Origin of the sequence: Peribacillus sp. FSL E2-0159 (assembly GCF_038643155.1) — a bacterium.
Taxonomy (GTDB): Bacteria; Bacillota; Bacilli; order Bacillales; family DSM-1321; genus Peribacillus; species Peribacillus simplex.
Window position 1 is genome coordinate 2,567,158 of record NZ_CP152053.1, and the last position, 16,016, is coordinate 2,583,173.

General features: G+C 39.9%; 17 protein-coding genes and 1 riboswitch. Of the genes, 16 read left to right on the forward strand and 1 reads right to left on the reverse strand.

The window, feature by feature from the left end:
• The first annotated feature begins 10 nt into the window (after positions 1–10).
• The 4 genes from NYE63_RS12605 (at position 11) to NYE63_RS12620 (ending at position 3,106) form a co-directional block, all read left to right on the forward strand.
• Positions 11–547, forward strand: a complete 537-nt coding sequence (locus NYE63_RS12605; RefSeq protein WP_063233520.1) for a cob(I)yrinic acid a,c-diamide adenosyltransferase — start codon at positions 11–13, stop codon at positions 545–547.
• Positions 548–559: 12 nt separating this feature from the next.
• Positions 560–2,077 (forward strand): cobyric acid synthase, encoded by a 1,518-nt coding sequence (locus NYE63_RS12610; protein ID WP_342605399.1) that lies wholly within the window; start codon positions 560–562, stop codon positions 2,075–2,077.
• A gap of 176 nt (positions 2,078–2,253) precedes the next feature.
• Positions 2,254–2,526, forward strand: coding sequence for an HU family DNA-binding protein (locus tag NYE63_RS12615; RefSeq protein ID WP_063233522.1), 273 nt, complete (start codon positions 2,254–2,256; stop codon positions 2,524–2,526).
• 412 nt (positions 2,527–2,938) lie between these two features.
• A complete protein-coding gene (locus NYE63_RS12620; RefSeq protein ID WP_153246085.1) occupies positions 2,939–3,106 on the forward strand; it encodes a hypothetical protein in 168 nt (55 codons plus the stop codon).
• On the opposite strand, the gene NYE63_RS12625 is transcribed toward NYE63_RS12620, so the two are convergent.
• Positions 3,103–3,831: a protein kinase gene (locus tag NYE63_RS12625; protein ID WP_342605745.1), complete on the reverse strand. Its 729-nt coding sequence runs from the start codon at positions 3,829–3,831 to the stop codon at positions 3,103–3,105. The two genes, NYE63_RS12620 and NYE63_RS12625, sit on opposite strands and share 4 nt — an antisense overlap.
• Positions 3,832–4,251: 420 nt before the next feature.
• On the opposite strand from NYE63_RS12625, the gene NYE63_RS12630 reads away from it, so the two are divergent.
• The 12 genes from NYE63_RS12630 (at position 4,252) to NYE63_RS12685 (ending at position 16,015) form a co-directional block, all read left to right on the forward strand.
• Complete coding sequence (locus NYE63_RS12630; protein WP_342605400.1) at positions 4,252–4,464, forward strand: hypothetical protein; 213 nt, start codon at positions 4,252–4,254, stop codon at positions 4,462–4,464.
• Between the two features lie 345 nt (positions 4,465–4,809).
• On the forward strand, positions 4,810–5,238 hold the full coding sequence (locus tag NYE63_RS12635; protein WP_342605401.1) for a MaoC/PaaZ C-terminal domain-containing protein: 429 nt from the start codon (positions 4,810–4,812) through the stop codon (positions 5,236–5,238).
• A gap of 5 nt (positions 5,239–5,243) precedes the next feature.
• Positions 5,244–6,566 (forward strand): sigma 54-interacting transcriptional regulator, encoded by a 1,323-nt coding sequence (locus tag NYE63_RS12640; RefSeq protein WP_342605402.1) that lies wholly within the window; start codon positions 5,244–5,246, stop codon positions 6,564–6,566.
• 271 nt (positions 6,567–6,837) lie between these two features.
• Entirely contained in the window at positions 6,838–7,992 is a 1,155-nt protein-coding gene (locus NYE63_RS12645; protein ID WP_342605403.1) for an acyl-CoA dehydrogenase family protein, read from the forward strand.
• Between the two features lie 170 nt (positions 7,993–8,162).
• Positions 8,163–8,963 (forward strand): 1,4-dihydroxy-2-naphthoyl-CoA synthase, encoded by an 801-nt coding sequence (gene menB, locus NYE63_RS12650; protein WP_342605404.1) that lies wholly within the window; start codon positions 8,163–8,165, stop codon positions 8,961–8,963.
• A gap of 24 nt (positions 8,964–8,987) precedes the next feature.
• Complete coding sequence (locus tag NYE63_RS12655; RefSeq protein ID WP_342605746.1) at positions 8,988–10,619, forward strand: AMP-binding protein; 1,632 nt, start codon at positions 8,988–8,990, stop codon at positions 10,617–10,619.
• A 52-nt stretch (positions 10,620–10,671) separates the two neighbouring features.
• A complete protein-coding gene (locus NYE63_RS12660; protein ID WP_342605405.1) occupies positions 10,672–11,418 on the forward strand; it encodes an SDR family NAD(P)-dependent oxidoreductase in 747 nt (248 codons plus the stop codon).
• 135 nt (positions 11,419–11,553) lie between these two features.
• Positions 11,554–11,682, forward strand: a riboswitch (TPP riboswitch).
• A 135-nt stretch (positions 11,683–11,817) separates the two neighbouring features.
• Positions 11,818–12,501, forward strand: a complete 684-nt coding sequence (gene tenA / locus NYE63_RS12665) for a thiaminase II (RefSeq protein WP_342605406.1) — start codon at positions 11,818–11,820, stop codon at positions 12,499–12,501.
• A gap of 14 nt (positions 12,502–12,515) precedes the next feature.
• Entirely contained in the window at positions 12,516–13,100 is a 585-nt protein-coding gene (locus NYE63_RS12670) for an ECF transporter S component (protein WP_342605407.1), read from the forward strand.
• A gap of 12 nt (positions 13,101–13,112) precedes the next feature.
• Positions 13,113–14,570, forward strand: a complete 1,458-nt coding sequence (locus NYE63_RS12675; RefSeq protein WP_342605408.1) for an ABC transporter ATP-binding protein — start codon at positions 13,113–13,115, stop codon at positions 14,568–14,570.
• Between the two features lie 16 nt (positions 14,571–14,586).
• Positions 14,587–15,363, forward strand: coding sequence for an energy-coupling factor transporter transmembrane component T (locus tag NYE63_RS12680; protein WP_342605409.1), 777 nt, complete (start codon positions 14,587–14,589; stop codon positions 15,361–15,363).
• A 40-nt stretch (positions 15,364–15,403) separates the two neighbouring features.
• Positions 15,404–16,015, forward strand: coding sequence for a thiamine phosphate synthase (locus NYE63_RS12685; RefSeq protein ID WP_342605410.1), 612 nt, complete (start codon positions 15,404–15,406; stop codon positions 16,013–16,015).
• The last annotated feature ends 1 nt before the right edge of the window (position 16,016 follow it).

Here is a 16,016-nt window from a genome sequence, read left to right on the forward strand (position 1 = left end):
AGGTGAGTGAGTGGCACGCAGAGGATTAATGCTAATTTATACAGGAAACGGGAAAGGGAAAACGACTGCCTCATTAGGGGTGACATTAAGGGCAATCGGCAGAGGAATGAATGTCAAATACCTTCAGTTCATAAAATCTCCTGAGCGTACATATGGGGAAGCCTTGGCTTTGAGAAAATTAGGAGTTGAAATGGAACAGCTAGGCATTGGTTTTACGTGGACCAAAACTCCAGAAGAGCATCGCAGAGCATTAGCGTTAGCATGGGAAAAGGCGAAACTGGCCCTTAGTGATCCAGGCATTGATTTACTTGTTCTGGATGAGTTAAACAATGCGTTAGCGATCTCCAAATTCCCGATTGAAGATGTCTTACCATTGGCTGAAGTCATCGATGCCATTCGAAATCGTCCCGCTCATATGCATATAGTCATTACCGGTAGGGATGCCAAACCAGGGCTTATGGAAATGGCGGATTTGGTTTCATCGATTGAGGCGACCAAACATTATTATGACGAGGGTATCGGTGCTGTCAAAGGATTAGAGTTTTAGGGGGTGAGTGTAATGAAGGCACGATCCATTATGATACAAGGGACATCATCTGATGTAGGGAAAAGCTTGATTTGTACGGCGTTTTGCCGGGTATTTTCCAATAAAGGATTACGTGTTGTCCCATTCAAATCACAAAACATGGCTTTGAATTCTTATGTAACCTTGGATGGCGGTGAAATCGGACGGGCTCAGGGAGTACAGGCGGAAGCGGCACGGATCACGGCAACGACCGATATGAATCCGATATTACTGAAACCGAAGCAGGATATGGTTTCGGAAGTCATCGTGCACGGAAAGCATTTTCTTGATATGAATGCAAAAAGCTATCGATCACAATTTGTCCAGGAGGCCATGCCCATCATCCGTAAATCGGTGGAAAAACTTCAAGATGAATATGACATCATCGTACTCGAAGGGGCAGGAAGTCCGGCTGAAATTAACCTTAAGGACCGGGATATTGCGAATATGCGAATGGCAAAACTCACGGATGCGGCTGTCATTTTAGTGGCTGATATTGATCGTGGTGGAGTATTTGCGTCCATTATCGGGACACTTGCGTTATTGGATCAAGATGAACGAGATAGTGTAAAGGGTATCATCATCAATAAATTTCGTGGCATGCGTGAATTGTTGGACGATGGCATTGAATGGGTGGAAAAGGAAACCGGGATTCCAGTTCTCGGCGTGCTGCCCTATCTAGACGTGAATATTGAAGCGGAAGATTCACTAGCACTCTCTTCCTTACGTTTTAAAAAGCCTAAAAAGGCTGAGTTTCCGATCGATGTAGCCGTCTTGAGATTTCCGCGGATCTCCAATTTTACAGATGTGGATCCTTTTTTCGATGAACCCGGAGTAGGAGTCCGCCTAGTAAGCAGTGTCCATGAGTTAGGTAATCCCGATCTTCTTATTTTGCCTGGTACAAAAAACACGATGGAAGATTTAGAGTGGCTGAATGGTATGGGGTTGGTTGGGGCCATCAATGAACTGCGGAAACAAGGAACGTTGATATTCGGTATATGCGGCGGTTTTCAAATGCTAGGGACCAAACTTTTCGATCCTGACGCGGTCGAAGGTGACGGTGAGAACGCAGAAGGGCTCTCGCTTCTACCCGTGGAAACCGTATTTCAAGCAGAAAAGAAAACGGTACAAATGGAAGGTGTCCTTTCTGCTGGGATAATGGAAGGTCAAATGAACCTTAACGGTTTCGAAATACATTTAGGCAGAACGACATTGAAGTCACAAGTAAGGCCCTTTCTTTTATTGAAAGATGGAAGAGAGGATGGAGCCATTTCCAATGACAACAAAGTAATGGGAACATATCTTCATGGGATATTCCATAATCGCTTGTTCACTAGATTACTAGTTAACCAAATTCGACGGAACAAGGGGCTGGATGAAGTGAAGGAAAACGTTCAAAGCGATTCGGAGCGTAGGGAGGAAGCGTATAATCTCCTGGCTTCCCATTTAGAAGAAAACATTGATATGGATACCATCTATCAATGGCTGCAGCTGGAAACTGCAGAAAGTTGAACAAGAGTCAGACAGTGCTTAGGTTAATGCTAATCAAAGCCCTTTTATCTTCAAAAAAGATCAATTTAGAGTAGCAATTCCTTTTATTTGGCCATATTAAGTGACAGAGGCATACAAGATATGTTATGTTGTCTTCTCTACATACTTTATACAAAATAAAAGGATGAGGTGTTCATATGAATAAAACAGAATTAGTGAGCAGTGTTGCAGCACAAGCTGAACTGACAAAAGACGACGCAAAAAAAGTAGTGGACGCATTGTTTGAAACAATCACGGCTACACTTGCTAAAGAAGAAAAAATCCAATTAGTTGGTTTCGGTACATTTGAAGTGCGTGACCGTGCTGCTCGTACAGGAAGAAACCCGCAAACTGGCGAAGAAATACAAATTGCAGCTAGTAAAGTACCCGCTTTTAAAGCAGGTAAGGAATTAAAAGAAGCTGTAAAATAAAAATGAACGAAGAAAAACCTGGCGATGAAATATTCGCCAGGTTTTTTTGTTTACTGCCTGATTTTCATTCATGAGCAAAGCGATTCAATTCACCATAAATAAACTTAAATGGTAAAGATTAAATAACGGTTTGTCATGTATCGGTGAGGCAGGATATAGTTATGATAGGCTATTAGGAGTTTCTTTAAATTGGTTATTTTTATAAATTCGGCGCCATTTTCAAAGGAAGGCATATAGGGCTTTCACATTTGACCAACAATGAAATAAGCCCACTCCATGAAAAAAGTAAGCAGTAATGGAATGTAATACAAATGAAAAAAATTTATAGTACTTATTAATAAGGTTTATACTGTGACTATGTTAGGCTAAATGAATAACAAGCTTTAAAATCAAAATAAAAGAGGTGAAAGATATGCTGAAGAAAATAATGAAAAAAATCAAACAGCTTTCCCAAGGCAGCAGTGAGCGAAGACATGGTCATTATCGCCGAGGCAGCAGTAGCAGCAGCCGCGGGTATAAAAGATATCCCATGAGCGGAAGTGACCGCTACAAGAGAAAGGGGCGTGGCAGCAGCAGCTAATTCCGTTTCATTGACTTCAATGCAGCCTGCAGGTCCATTGAAATTTCTTTGATATCTGAATAAGGTTCTTGGATGGTTAATAACCTTTTCAGTATATGCACGGTTTCTTTTTCTAACGAAAGCTCTTCTGTCCAAGGAAGAGCCTTTTTATTTTTGGAAGCGTACGTCGTATAAAGTACATATAAGAGCATTTCACCCAAGTCGTAAAAATCCTGCCTTTTCATCTGTAAAATAGAATCTTTTGCGAGATCACCCGAATCGATCATTTTAGACAAACCAAAGTCTATCAAAATGGGCTGATGGTTCTTAAGTAAAATATTTGGTATACGTATATCTTGATGGAAAATGTCATGGTCATGTAGATAGGATACTAAACCGACCAACTCATCAAGAAATAATAGAGACTCTTTCTCATTGAACGTTTTATGTTTCAAGAAAATATGGTCTTCTAAATTATCTCCTTCAATGAAATCCATCACAAAATAAACATTTCCGTCTTGTGAAAATTTCTCGTGAAATTTGGGGATGTTTTTGTGATTTAACATTTGTAATATCGAGATTTCATTTTCAAACTGTTTCAGCTCTTTTTTGCTGCGGTGTTTAGTTTTCCGGAGCTGCTTGATCACTATATTTTCATTCATTTTCAAATCATTGCAAAGATAAATGATACCGTAGCTTCCTGTTCCGATTACAGCTTTTACCTCGTAGCGGTAATTCAAAACCACTCCTTTTTTTATAGGAATATCCACAAAAAATTGGTAGATCTTTCTAAATGAACGCAAAATTGAAACTTCCCTCACCACTTTCATATATTCGAGTCAACCCAAAAGATCATTATTAATTAAGCTGGAAATATGAATGATCATGGATAGTTTAACACTGATTTTTGATAATACGGTAATGAAAGTCTTTTCTTCGGGGCGTTCTTTTATACGATGGTTCAAAGAGCTATTAAAAATTTTTCTTAAATTTCATATTATGAAATTATATGGATTTTTAAAATTATTAAGTTTACTATAATGAATTTTTATATATTCTGATCGCTTTTTTGGAGGTGCCTGTACAGTTGGCACGATGAATTTGGCCAATACGTATATATCCGAGTATTATCCGCGGGAGATAAGGACCACCGGATAGGATGGGCCTTGGCTTTTGGTAGAATTGGAGCGATTGTTGCTCCAACATTAATAGGATTATTGATGGCAGCAAACTATTCACCACAAACTGCATTCATGGCCTTAACAGTTCCGAGCATAATGGCTGCCTTGGCGTTACTCGTTGTGAAAGAGAGGTATGGCAGCTATGATAAACCACAGGTTGAGGAAAATATAAAACTAAAAGCAACATCGAATGTATAATATTGTTCTTTAGTAGATTGCCTATATGTCAGAGGCCGGTCATGCAGACTATTCACTGACATATAGGCAATTTTTTAGTAAATAAAAGAATTCACGAGTAAACATGTTGAATTCACGAGTAAACCGGCTAAACTCGCGAGTAAAGCTGCAGAACACGCGAGTAAAGCAGTTAAATTCACGAGTAAACCAATCAAATCACGTGTAACCATCCAAATTAATGAGTAAAACAGCCGAATTCACGAGTAAAACAATAAATAAACTCCCATTTTATAGTATTTGATTGGAAAGTTATGTATAGTTAGTATTATATTAAAATTGAATATTCTGAAAAAAAGGAGCGGTGTTATGAGTTTAACAATCACTGATTTGTTCATCGGCCAGGTTGCTAGTATGCAAAGGACATTTAATGAATCTGACGTAAAATTATGTAATGAATTAACAAAAGATTACAGTCCGATTTATCAAGTGAATAAAGAAGCATGGAAAAGTAATTTCAGCAAGCCGGTAGTACCTGGTTTGTTAACGGAAGGCCTTATCACTCAAGTGATCAGTGAAAAACTCCCTGGTAGTGCCTGTATACTTTTACAAAAGGAATTGGTCTTTTATCATCCAGTACATGTAGGCGATATGATTTCAGCGGAACTGGAGGTCATTGATATTAATTTGAATAGAGATTGGGTTACGCAAAAGGTGACTTGCTTTAATCAGGAAGGAATTGAAGTCATTAAGGGTCAAGTTGTAATCTTTGTTTTAAGTAATCAAGGTATTAGGTGATGTGAATGGAAAATGTTAAAAACGTAATAAGGAATTGGGGATCAATTGAAGTTGATGAAAATGGAACAATTATAGACGCCACTGCTGATTTTTATGAGTATTTTATGATGATGCCGACTGATTTGATAGGAAAGTCCATTACGAGAGTCATTCACACTTCTTCCACCTTTTCTTTGAAAGGTCTGGCCCACAAACATGTGTTTGCTGGTGTGATCAGCGGACACTCTTGTTTTATAAGGGTATTTCGACGAGAAGCTGATACCATCTATACCATAATAATCCGCCAAGACGAACTGGAATACAATGATTTAGTGTATTTTGCCAACACTTTGGAGAAGAATAAAGCCAAGAAAAATTCCGTGGTTCAAAGTCGATATAGCTTCGAAGAGATTGTTGGAAAGAGTAAGGAGATAGAGAGGGTAAAAGAGCTGGCCGCCAGAATAGCTACTAGCAGTTCAACAGTACTGCTTACAGGGGAAACGGGAACGGGAAAGGAACTTTTTGCCCAAGCGATCCATAGTTTGAGTACAAGAAAAGCACAGCCTTTTGTGCCGGTAAATTGTGCCGCGATTCCAGATGAATTATTTGAATCGGAGATTTTTGGTTATGAAGCTGGCGCTTTTAGCGGGGCGAAAAAAGAAGGTAAGCCTGGAAAAATAGAATTAGCCCAAAATGGTACGTTGTTTTTAGATGAGATTTCTGAATTGCCTTATCAGGCTCAAGGAAAGCTATTACGAGTTTTACAGGAAAGGGAAGTGGAAAGACTAGGCGGGACGGGGACTAAAAATGTTGATATACGTATTATCGCAGCGACGAACAGGGATTTAAGAACCCTTATTCAAGAAGGGAAATTCCGCCAAGATTTATATTATCGACTTTATGTTTTTGAATTGAAAATTCCTTCTTTAAGGGAGCGGCACGAGGATATTCTTCCTCTGGCATATCATTTCATCGAGTATTTCAATAACAAGTTAGGGTCCAATGTGAAAGAAATTGATCCTAAACTCCAAGATTGGCTTATCCAATATGAATGGCCTGGTAACATCCGTGAAATCAAAGCGATAATCGAACGCGGAATGAATATCGTAGATGGAGGGACTCTAACTCTGGATTCTTTATATTTTACACCTAATTTCATATTGGAGGTTCCCTCATCTATGGATAATTCTATGTCCGGTACGTTGGATGAAGTTGTAGGTAATGCTGAAAAATCCGCCATTCAGCGAGCATTAAAAGATTCTGAAGGGGATCGTTCTTTAGCAGCTCAAAAGCTGAAAATTCATGTTGCTAGTTTATATAGGAAAATTGCCAAATACAAATTGAAATAGTAGAGCAACCAATGAAATGTAAATAGGGTAACCATTAGGGCACACTTATAAAGTGTGTATTTTTTTTGTGATGTTTCGCAAATTTAATTTGCAGAATTGCGAAAAAATGCAAACTTGCAAAAGCTTAATTAAACTATAGCCAAATTTGTAGCCAATGCAAGTTGGCACACAACTTGCAATAATAGTTTGTCATGTAAGAGATTTCATGTTTCGTAGAATGTCCAAAATATAGGTATCGGATAATTAAGTAATTAAACAAGGAGGTAATGATATGCTGAATTTTTCTTTTACGGAAGAGCAAGATTATTTTCGTAAAATATTGAAAGAATTTGCGAAGGAAGAGTTGCTTCCACATTATACAAAATGGGATCGCGAAGAGATTACTCCAAAACATTTGTGGAAAAAGCTGGGGGAACTTGGCGTGAATGGTCTTCGGATTCCAGTGGAATATGGCGGAAGCGGTGCGGACTGTGTGACAACGGGGATAGCTGCTGAGGAGATAGGTCGTGGTGATTTCAATCTCACTTACGCGGTGATGTTGAATGCATTAATCGGTGAAATTATCAATAATCACGCTAGCGAGGAACTGAAAAAGGAGTGGCTTCCCAAAATTTCAAGTGGTGAAAAAATTGTTGGCATTGCGATTACGGAGCCATCCGCCGGTACGGATGCAGGCGGAATTAAAACAACAGCAGTACATAAAGGAAATAAGTATGTGCTTAATGGAGAAAAGTCTGGAATTAGTGTAGCCATGTGTGGAGATGCCTTTGTTTTATTTGCAAAGACGGAACCTGAATGGGGAAATCGAGGGATAAGTGCCTTCATGGTTCCTGCCGATATTCCAGGAGTTGAATGTAGAGGGTACAAAGACATGGGGAATATCCCCATTGGAAGAGGTTCGATATATTTAACCGATGTAGAGATTCCGGAAGAGTATATGATCGGTCTTCAAAATAAAGGGTTTTCCCAAGTGATGAATGGGTTTGATTTAAGTCGGCTGTTAATAGGGCTGCAATGTGTGGGCACCGCATCACAAAGTATCGATGAAACCATCGAACATGTGAAAATCAGACATTCATTTGGTAAACCGTTGGCGACATATCAAGGGGTCTCCTTCCCCATTGTGACGCACTATACCCAATTAGAACTGGTGAAGTGGCAAGCCTATCGAGGACTTTGGCTTCGTGACCAAGGGCTGAATCATAGTAAAGAATCGGCTTCCGTTAAGTGGTTAGGTCCCAAATATAGTGTAGAAGCTATCCATGAATGTTTACTGTTGAATGGTCATTATGCATATACGAAGGAAATGCCTCTTGAGCAACGTTTGCGTGACGTGATTGGGTTGGAAATTGGTGATGGTACTGCACAAGCTAATATGATGGTCATTGCAAAGGACATTATAGGAAAGGAGTTCCGTTCTCATTAATCCAATTAATTAATAATTTTACATTCAGTTGAAACCGAATTGATTACAGAAGAGATAGAAATCACATAAAGTCGTATTGGGTACCGAATAAGTTCGTAATGAACAGAGGATTGATGTGATACAAGGCAAATGATCTTTAATAGACTAGGACAATGAAGGGAATGAAAACGATGGAATTAACAGATGTAATCTTTGAAAAAAAAGGTGGAATTGCAAAGATAACAATGAACAGACCTAAAGTTTACAATGCCTTTCGTGCCAGAACCATTCAGGAATTAATATGGGCCTTCCGGGACGCTTGGGATGATAATCGTGTTGGTATAGTGATTCTGACTGGTGCAGGTGAGAAGGCATTTTGTGTAGGTGGAGATCAAAAAGAAAAGGGAGAAGAAGGAGGATATAATCATTCGGGTGGTTTAGGTGGTGGAATGGGACTGGAAATCGAAACGCTGCACCAAACAATCCGCAACATTCCTAAGCCGGTCATTGCAGCTGTTAATGGGTTTGCCATCGGAGGCGGGCACGTCCTTCATGTTATATGTGACCTAACAATTGCATCTGACACGGCAAAATTTGGCCAGAGCGGGCCAAAGGTCGGTAGTTATGATGCTGGTTTTGGTTCAGCTTATTTAGCACGAATTGTCGGAGAAAAGAAAGCAAGGGAAATCTGGTATTTGTGTGAACAATATTCTGCACAAGAAGCAAAAGAAATGGGACTTGTGAATAAAATCGTTGCCCCAGAACAACTGCACGAGGCAGCAGAAGATTGGGCAAGAAAGATCCTTGATAAGAGTCCTACTGCGCTAAAAATGCTCAAATATTCCTTTAATGCAGATAGTGCCAACATTCAAGGGATTTCACAACTTTCGATGGGCAGTTTAGCGATGTTTTACAATACACAAGAATCGGAAGAAGGAAAAAATGCCTTCCTAGAAAAGAGGCCTGTAGATTTTAAAAAATTCAGAGGTTGAAGAGGGGGATGAAAATTAGTGAAAATGGAGACGATTTTGACTCAGGAATATGTGGGGAAATATCAAGGCGTTTGGCCAAACCGAACGATCTTGGATTATTTGAATGATGCTATAGTAAAGCATCCAGATAAGATAGCGATTATCGATAAAAAAAGTAGTTTTACTTACAAGCAGCTTGGTAAGTTGGTCGATCGAATCGCATTGGGTCTCTTGCATATAGGATTGGGTAAGGGGGATGTTGTCTCTTTTCAACTGCCTAACTGGAATGAATTTATAATCTTACACTATGCTGTTACAAGAATCGGTGCCATTAGCAATCCCTTGATACCGATTTATCGTGATAGGGAAATTGGCTATATGGTTGGGATGGCAGAATCTAAAATGATTGTTGTACCAGATTATTTCCGTGGGTTTTATTACCCTGACATGATTGAGAGACTAAGGCATCAATGGCCATCAATGAAACATATATATGTGATTGGGGACAATGCTCCGAATGGGATGAAACTGTTCTCCTCCTTATTTGAGGAACCTTGGGAAGATCGGATGGATTCATCCATTTTGGATGAAATCACACATGACCCCAATGATGTGACTGAAATTATCTTTACCTCGGGAACCACAGGAAGTCCAAAAGGAGTTATGCATACACATAATACTCTTTGCATATCTACGGATTATTGGATTGACCGCTTACATTTAACATCCAATGACGTTCTTTTCATGGCATCAACGTTCGCTCATCAAACAGGTTTTGGTTATGGAGTTAGGCTCCCTACACATATTGGAGGTACGGGAGTCTATCAAGACATTTGGAATCCGAGAGAGTTTATTGAATGGGTTGAGAAGGAAAAGATAACGTTTACGGCGGGAGCCACTCCTTTTCTGCAAGATACGGTTCAAATAGAAGGGATAGAAAGGTATGACCTCAATTCGCTACGAGTCTTCGTAGCTTTAGGTGCCCCGATTCCCAGGCATTTAGTAAAGGAAGCCGTGAAAAAAGTACCGTTCAAGATATTGTCAGGATGGGGGCAAACGGAAGATGGCTTGGTAACCTTGACGAGACTTGAAGATCCAGAAGAAAAACTGACGAATACCGACGGAATTCCGTTTCCGGGAATGGAGTTAAAGGTAGTGGATTTTGAAGGGGAGATCTGTGCCCCGAATATAGAAGGCTCTTTATTAGTAAGGGGTCCGGCTCTTTTTGTCGGCTATTTTAAACGGATTGATGATACTTTAGCTGAGCATAATGACGGATGGTTTATTACCGGTGATCGAGGATTCATTGATGAAGACGGATATATCCGGATTTCTGGAAGAAACAAAGACATAATCATACGTGGCGGTGAAAATATTCCAGTCGCTTATGTAGAAAATGTATTGTATGAACACCCGGATATTTCTAGCGCTCAGGTTATTGCGGTTCCAGATTCTCGTCTTCAGGAAAAAGCATGTGCATGTATCAGCATGAAAACGGGGAAGAGCCCGATAACGATGGATTCCATGCAGGAATTTCTCTCGGAAAAGGGTTTGGCCAAACAATATTGGCCTGAATTTCTTGAGATAATGGATGACTTTCCTCGAACGGCTAGCGGGAAAATTCAGAAATTCCGGCTCCGGGAAATGATAAATGAAAAGGTAATCGACAATATTTAAGCAGTTTATATAAATCCATATTGACTAAATGGTGAAAGTGGAGGGGAATATGATGAATAAAAGAATGGCATTTATCACAGGTGCCGGAAGTGGAATCGGCAGAGAGATTGCAAAAAAATTGGCTTCTCGTAATTTTAACATCATCGTGGCTGATATTAATCTTAAAAATGCAGAGGAAACGGTTTCTTTAATCGAAAAGTCGGGCTTTGAAGCCAGAGCGGTCCATTGTGATGTAACGAAATTAGAAAGTGTTAAAAAAGCCGTTGAAGAATCAGTGAAGCTTTATCATAGAATAGATATATTGGTTAATAATGCAGGGTGGGATAAGGTGGAACCTTTTTTAAAAAGTGATCCCAGCACTTGGAAAAGGATTATCGATATTAATTTACTTGGGCAGATCCATACTTGCAAGGAAATTTTACCTCTAATGATTGAAAACGGTTACGGAAAGGTAGTAAATATTGCATCCGATGCAGCTAGAGTCGGATCAAGTGGAGAGGCAGTTTATTCGGCTGCTAAGGGAGGGGTGATTGCCTTCACAAAAACGATAGCAAGAGAAATGGCACGTCACAAACTCAACATCAATTGTATTGCGCCAGGTCCTGCTGATACGCCCCTATTTCAAGAAATAGGCTCTTATAATGAAGGTATAGCAGGCGCCTTGGAAAAAGCGATTCCATTCCGCCGGCTAGCACAACCAGAGGACATTGCCAGTGCTGTTGCCTATTTCGTTTCGGAAGATGCAGGGTATATTACGGGGCAAACTCTTTCCGTAAATGGTGGATTAACAATGGTTTAAGCGATCATGGTAAGGTGGTAATGCAAGATTGAAAGGCTAGTAATCCTAAAGCATTGGGTCGAAAACTTTTTCTAATACGTTTGACAATTGGATTTATCGTGTTAATATAAAGGCAAATGAAATTTAATATACAATTTGTACCACTAGGGGTGCTTTATAGGTAAAAGTTGATTTTGCCGCAGAAGCTGAGATTAAAGTATGACTTTAAGACCCTTAGAACCTGATCTGGTTTATACCAGCGTAGGGAAGTGGGGTCTGGAACAATACGTTTTTGTATTATTTCAAGTACAACCACTTTCTTTACGTTTAAGAAAGTGGTTTTTTGTTTGCAAAAAAAGGGGTGATAAAAGGTTTTTTTCCGTAACATTCATTGAAAAATAGAATTTGGAGGTAATGGACATGAAGTTTTCAGAGGAACTTCGTCAGGAAGTTGATCACATTTGGGAAGCTAGTTTTAATCACCCGTTTGTTACAGGTATAGGAGATGGCACATTGCCATTGGAGTGTTTTCGTTTTTATGTCATGCAAGATGCCTATTATTTATCTCATTTTGCTAGAGTTCAAGCCTTAGGGGCAGTCAAAGCTACAGATTTACATACAACAAGCAGGCTTGCCGGCCATGCACAAGGAACATATGAAGCGGAGTTGAAGCTTCATGAGAATTTTTCTGAGAGATTAGGCATCACAAAAGAAGAAAGGGGAAATTTCAAACCTGCCCCGACCGCTTATGCTTATACTTCCCATATGTATCGTGCGGCTTATTCGGGACATTTAGGAGATGTTATTGCAGTTATCTTGCCGTGTTACTGGCTCTATTATGAAATAGGTGAAAAGCTGCAAGGGTGCTTACCCGATGAGCCGATTTATCAAGAATGGATAGCGGCTTACGGAGGAGATTGGTTCCGCACTTTGGTGGAAGAACAAATTGCGAGGCTTGATGAGATTGCTGAAAAAGTAACAGAAGAGGATAAGGAGAGAATGAAAGAGCATTTTATCCTTAGCAGCCAATATGAATACTCATTTTGGGAAATGGCTTATCGTTTAGAGACATGGCCTGTGCATAAGGAAACACTAGAAGTATAAAGGAGAATGAAACAATGAAAAAAGGATTGAAATTAACGGATATATTAGTCACGATCGTGATTGCGGTAGCATTTGGAATCGTTTATATCCTTTGGGGTTCGATTTATTATTCCGTTAAACCATTAGGATTACATCTGGATCAACTTATTTATGGAATGTGGTTTATAGCTGGCCCCGTCGCCTTTTTAATTTTACGGAAACCGGGTGTGGCACTTTTGGCAGAGATAGCTGCAGCTTCCGGAGAATTCTTTCTAGGTTCACCATGGGGGCTGACCGTACTGTTATATGGGGTGGTCCAAGGTTTGTTCGCGGAACTGGTGTTCATGGCGTTCAAATATAAAAAATTCAATATGTCGGTGGCCGTTTTAGCTGCGATAGCTTCCTGCCTGGCATCAGTCATCATGGATTTTGCTTATGGGGAAATAGGTGCTCTCTCTCTTTGGAATTTATCGTTATTCATGATAGCGAGGTTTGTGGGGTCCATATTCTTTGCAGGTGTGACTGCCTATTATTTAGTTAAAGTACTGGAAGCAACAGGAGTAACTAATCTTGTTCGTCCGGTTTCAAGTAAAGATTTTGCAGAACTGGATCAAAAGTAGAGGTTGAGGGCCATGGAACCAATCGTTTCAGTTGAGAAGTTAAGAATGAAATTTCCCGGTGATGAATCTCTGATATTCAAGGACCTTTCCATATCGTTTGATAAAGGAGAAAAAGTGCTATTGTTGGGACCATCAGGATGTGGTAAGTCCACTCTATTGCAAGTGTTAAGCGGATTGATTCCGAATTCCTTCGAAGTCCCGATGAAAGCGGAGGAATTGAAATGCCCTTCTTCATGGGGATATGTTTTTCAAGACCCAGATAGTCAGTTTTGCATGCCATTTGCCGATGAGGAAATTGCCTTCGTCCTTGAGAATCTTTCCGTCCCTAAGGAAGAAATGAAAGAGAAGATCCAAAATCATATCCGTAATGTAGGATTGAACCTTGGCCATACAAGTATAGAAACATTATCAGGCGGGATGAAACAGCGTTTGGCAATCGCTTCAGTATTAGCCCTTGAACCAGAAGTACTATTTTTAGATGAACCAACCGCCATGCTTGATCCGGAAGGTACAAAAGAAATCTGGAACTTGTTGAAGGAAGTCGGACGTGACAAAACTGTTATTATCGTCGAGCATAAAATTGACCATGTTTTAGAATTCATCGAACGAATCGTGCTTTTTAACGGTGAAGGTCAAATTATAGCTGATGGTCCAAGAGACACCATTCTTTCACTATATAAAAATGAAATGAAAGAACATGGAATTTGGTTCCCTGGTGTTTGGGATGAATATATACATGAGAATGCACCCATTCGGGAACACCAATTTACAGATGGTTTACCCCTTATGCATGTGCAAGGATTTAGCGGTTTTCGGAATAAAGAGGAAAAAATCAAGGTTGAAGAGCTGAAGGTCCGTTCAGGGGAATGGATTGTAATCAGGGGAGAAAATGGCGCGGGGAAGAGTACACTTTTGCATGCACTGATGCAGTTCATAAAAACGAATGGTAAGTATGAATTAATGGGGACCCCCATTAAAAAGGTGAAAAATCCAACGGATCATATGACGTTTGTCTTTCAAAATCCCGAGTTTCAGTTCGTTGCAAATACTGTATATGAAGAGATTGCTTATTCATTGCGAATTGACAAAAGGCCGCAACAAGAAATAGATGAAAGAGTCCGCTCATTGCTTAAAGTGTTCCGCCTGGAGGCACATCGTGATAAACATCCATTTCAATTATCTATGGGTCAAAAGCGACGCTTAAGCGTAGCCGCCTCAATCGTAATAGACAAAAAAATCATTCTCCTGGATGAGCCAACCTTTGGCCAAGATTCGAAAAATACCTTTGCATTACTGGAATGGTTTGAGGAATATCGAAGGCGCGGAATAACAGTGATCATGGTAACTCATGACGATCATATTTCAAAAAACTTTGCAACCAGGATATGGACGGTTAAGAACGGAAATGTAATAAGTGATGAGAACATCACGCAAGCCGGATTTTTGGAGACACAAGTTTTATCACTATAAAAGGAGTGTCATGTAGATGAATGTTTCAAATGCAGAAACATGGCTCCATAGAATTAATCCAAGTCTTAAACTTGGTGTACTGATTGTATTATGCATCGTGGCGTTATTCATTCATGACCTGAATTATATGATGAATATCACTATTGGCGTATTACTTTTATTTTTGTTTTTTACCGGGCATTCGATAAAACGCATCTTACTTTTGTCGATTCCCTTTTGTTTCATTTTTATATCGACCTCTTCCGCAATGATATTATTCGGGCAAGGTGAGACGCTTTGGTTTGAGTGGGGCCTAATATCGATTACGGAGGAAAGTTTCATGAGGGGATTACTGGTAGGCTTTCGAGCTTTGTTCTTTGCGGCCCTTGGTTTAACTTTTTCCTTAACGACTAGACCAGTGAACTTGTTTTATTCCTTAATGCAGCAAGTTAAGCTTAAACCGAAATATGCCTATAGTTTCATGGCGGCATTAAGGCTGATTCCCATCATGATGGAGGAGTTCCAAACGATACGAAACGCGATGAAGGTACGCGGCTTCGAAAGGGGAAAAGGGATAAGATCGGTATATTTTAAAATGAAAGCCTATTCCATCCCGTTGTTATCCGGAAGTATCAGACGTGCTCACCGAATCGCGGTTGCGATGGAGGCAAAGCGATTTACAGACACTCGGGATCGAACATACTATTATGAATTTGGTTTTTCAAAAATGGACCATGGTTTCATTCTGTATTTTATCATTTTGCTGTTGGCCGGCTTTTATCTATCGATTCAATTCCCGTTTGTTTCTATTTAATTTTATGAGATTGTAACTTTACTAGTTAGGGGTTCTTAGTATGAATGCACATGAATTGCATATTATTTCTACTGGGAAACAGCCAATTGAAAAGTTTGTGGAAATCGCTTCAAACATTCAGGAACATGTTGATTTCTTTTATCTAAGGGAAAAGCATATGAGTGCATCGGAACTCTATCAAGCAGTGACCCTATTACATGATAAAAAGATTCCGCTTTCTAAGATCATCATTAATGACCGGGTGGATGTAGCCTGGGTACACAAAGTATTTGGTGTGCAATTGGCTTTCCATAGTTTAGATGCGGGAGTCGTAAAAGGAGCTTTTCCAGGGATGAATGTTGGCTGTTCGATCCATTCCATGGATGAAGCGAAAACCGCATTTAGCAAAGGGGCCAATTACGCGATTTATGGACATGTTTTTGAAACGGATTCAAAAATCGGCCTTCCTCCTAAGGGAGTTGAGGAGCTTCATGCAATTACAAGAAATGTCAATCTTCCGATAATTGCGATAGGCGGAATAACACCTTTCAATTGCCAAGTCGTGCTGGATGCGGGAGCACGTGGAATTGCCGTCATGTCAGGTGTGCTTGAAGCTGAAAATCCAATTAGAGCTGTTAAAGAATATTCGAAGTCTTTGGGAAAGGAGATATAAG

Excerpts from the sequence above, each read along its gene's own strand:
- NYE63_RS12635 (WP_342605401.1), top strand. The coding sequence starts at position 4,810 with ATGAGTTTAACAATCACTGATTTGTTCATCGGCCAGGTTGCTAGTATG.
- NYE63_RS12640 (WP_342605402.1), top strand. The coding sequence starts at position 5,244 with ATGGAAAATGTTAAAAACGTAATAAGGAATTGGGGATCAATTGAAGTT.
- menB (WP_342605404.1), top strand. The coding sequence starts at position 8,163 with ATGGAATTAACAGATGTAATCTTTGAAAAAAAAGGTGGAATTGCAAAG.
- tenA (WP_342605406.1), top strand. The coding sequence starts at position 11,818 with ATGAAGTTTTCAGAGGAACTTCGTCAGGAAGTTGATCACATTTGGGAA.
- NYE63_RS12645 (WP_342605403.1), top strand. The coding sequence starts at position 6,838 with ATGCTGAATTTTTCTTTTACGGAAGAGCAAGATTATTTTCGTAAAATA.
- NYE63_RS12620 (WP_153246085.1), top strand. The coding sequence starts at position 2,939 with ATGCTGAAGAAAATAATGAAAAAAATCAAACAGCTTTCCCAAGGCAGC.
- NYE63_RS12610 (WP_342605399.1), top strand. The coding sequence starts at position 560 with ATGAAGGCACGATCCATTATGATACAAGGGACATCATCTGATGTAGGG.
- NYE63_RS12675 (WP_342605408.1), top strand. The coding sequence starts at position 13,113 with ATGGAACCAATCGTTTCAGTTGAGAAGTTAAGAATGAAATTTCCCGGT.
- NYE63_RS12680 (WP_342605409.1), top strand. The coding sequence starts at position 14,587 with ATGAATGTTTCAAATGCAGAAACATGGCTCCATAGAATTAATCCAAGT.
- NYE63_RS12615 (WP_063233522.1), top strand. The coding sequence starts at position 2,254 with ATGAATAAAACAGAATTAGTGAGCAGTGTTGCAGCACAAGCTGAACTG.
- NYE63_RS12660 (WP_342605405.1), top strand. The coding sequence starts at position 10,672 with ATGAATAAAAGAATGGCATTTATCACAGGTGCCGGAAGTGGAATCGGC.
- NYE63_RS12655 (WP_342605746.1), top strand. The coding sequence starts at position 8,988 with ATGGAGACGATTTTGACTCAGGAATATGTGGGGAAATATCAAGGCGTT.
- NYE63_RS12685 (WP_342605410.1), top strand. The coding sequence starts at position 15,404 with ATGAATGCACATGAATTGCATATTATTTCTACTGGGAAACAGCCAATT.
- NYE63_RS12670 (WP_342605407.1), top strand. The coding sequence starts at position 12,516 with ATGAAAAAAGGATTGAAATTAACGGATATATTAGTCACGATCGTGATT.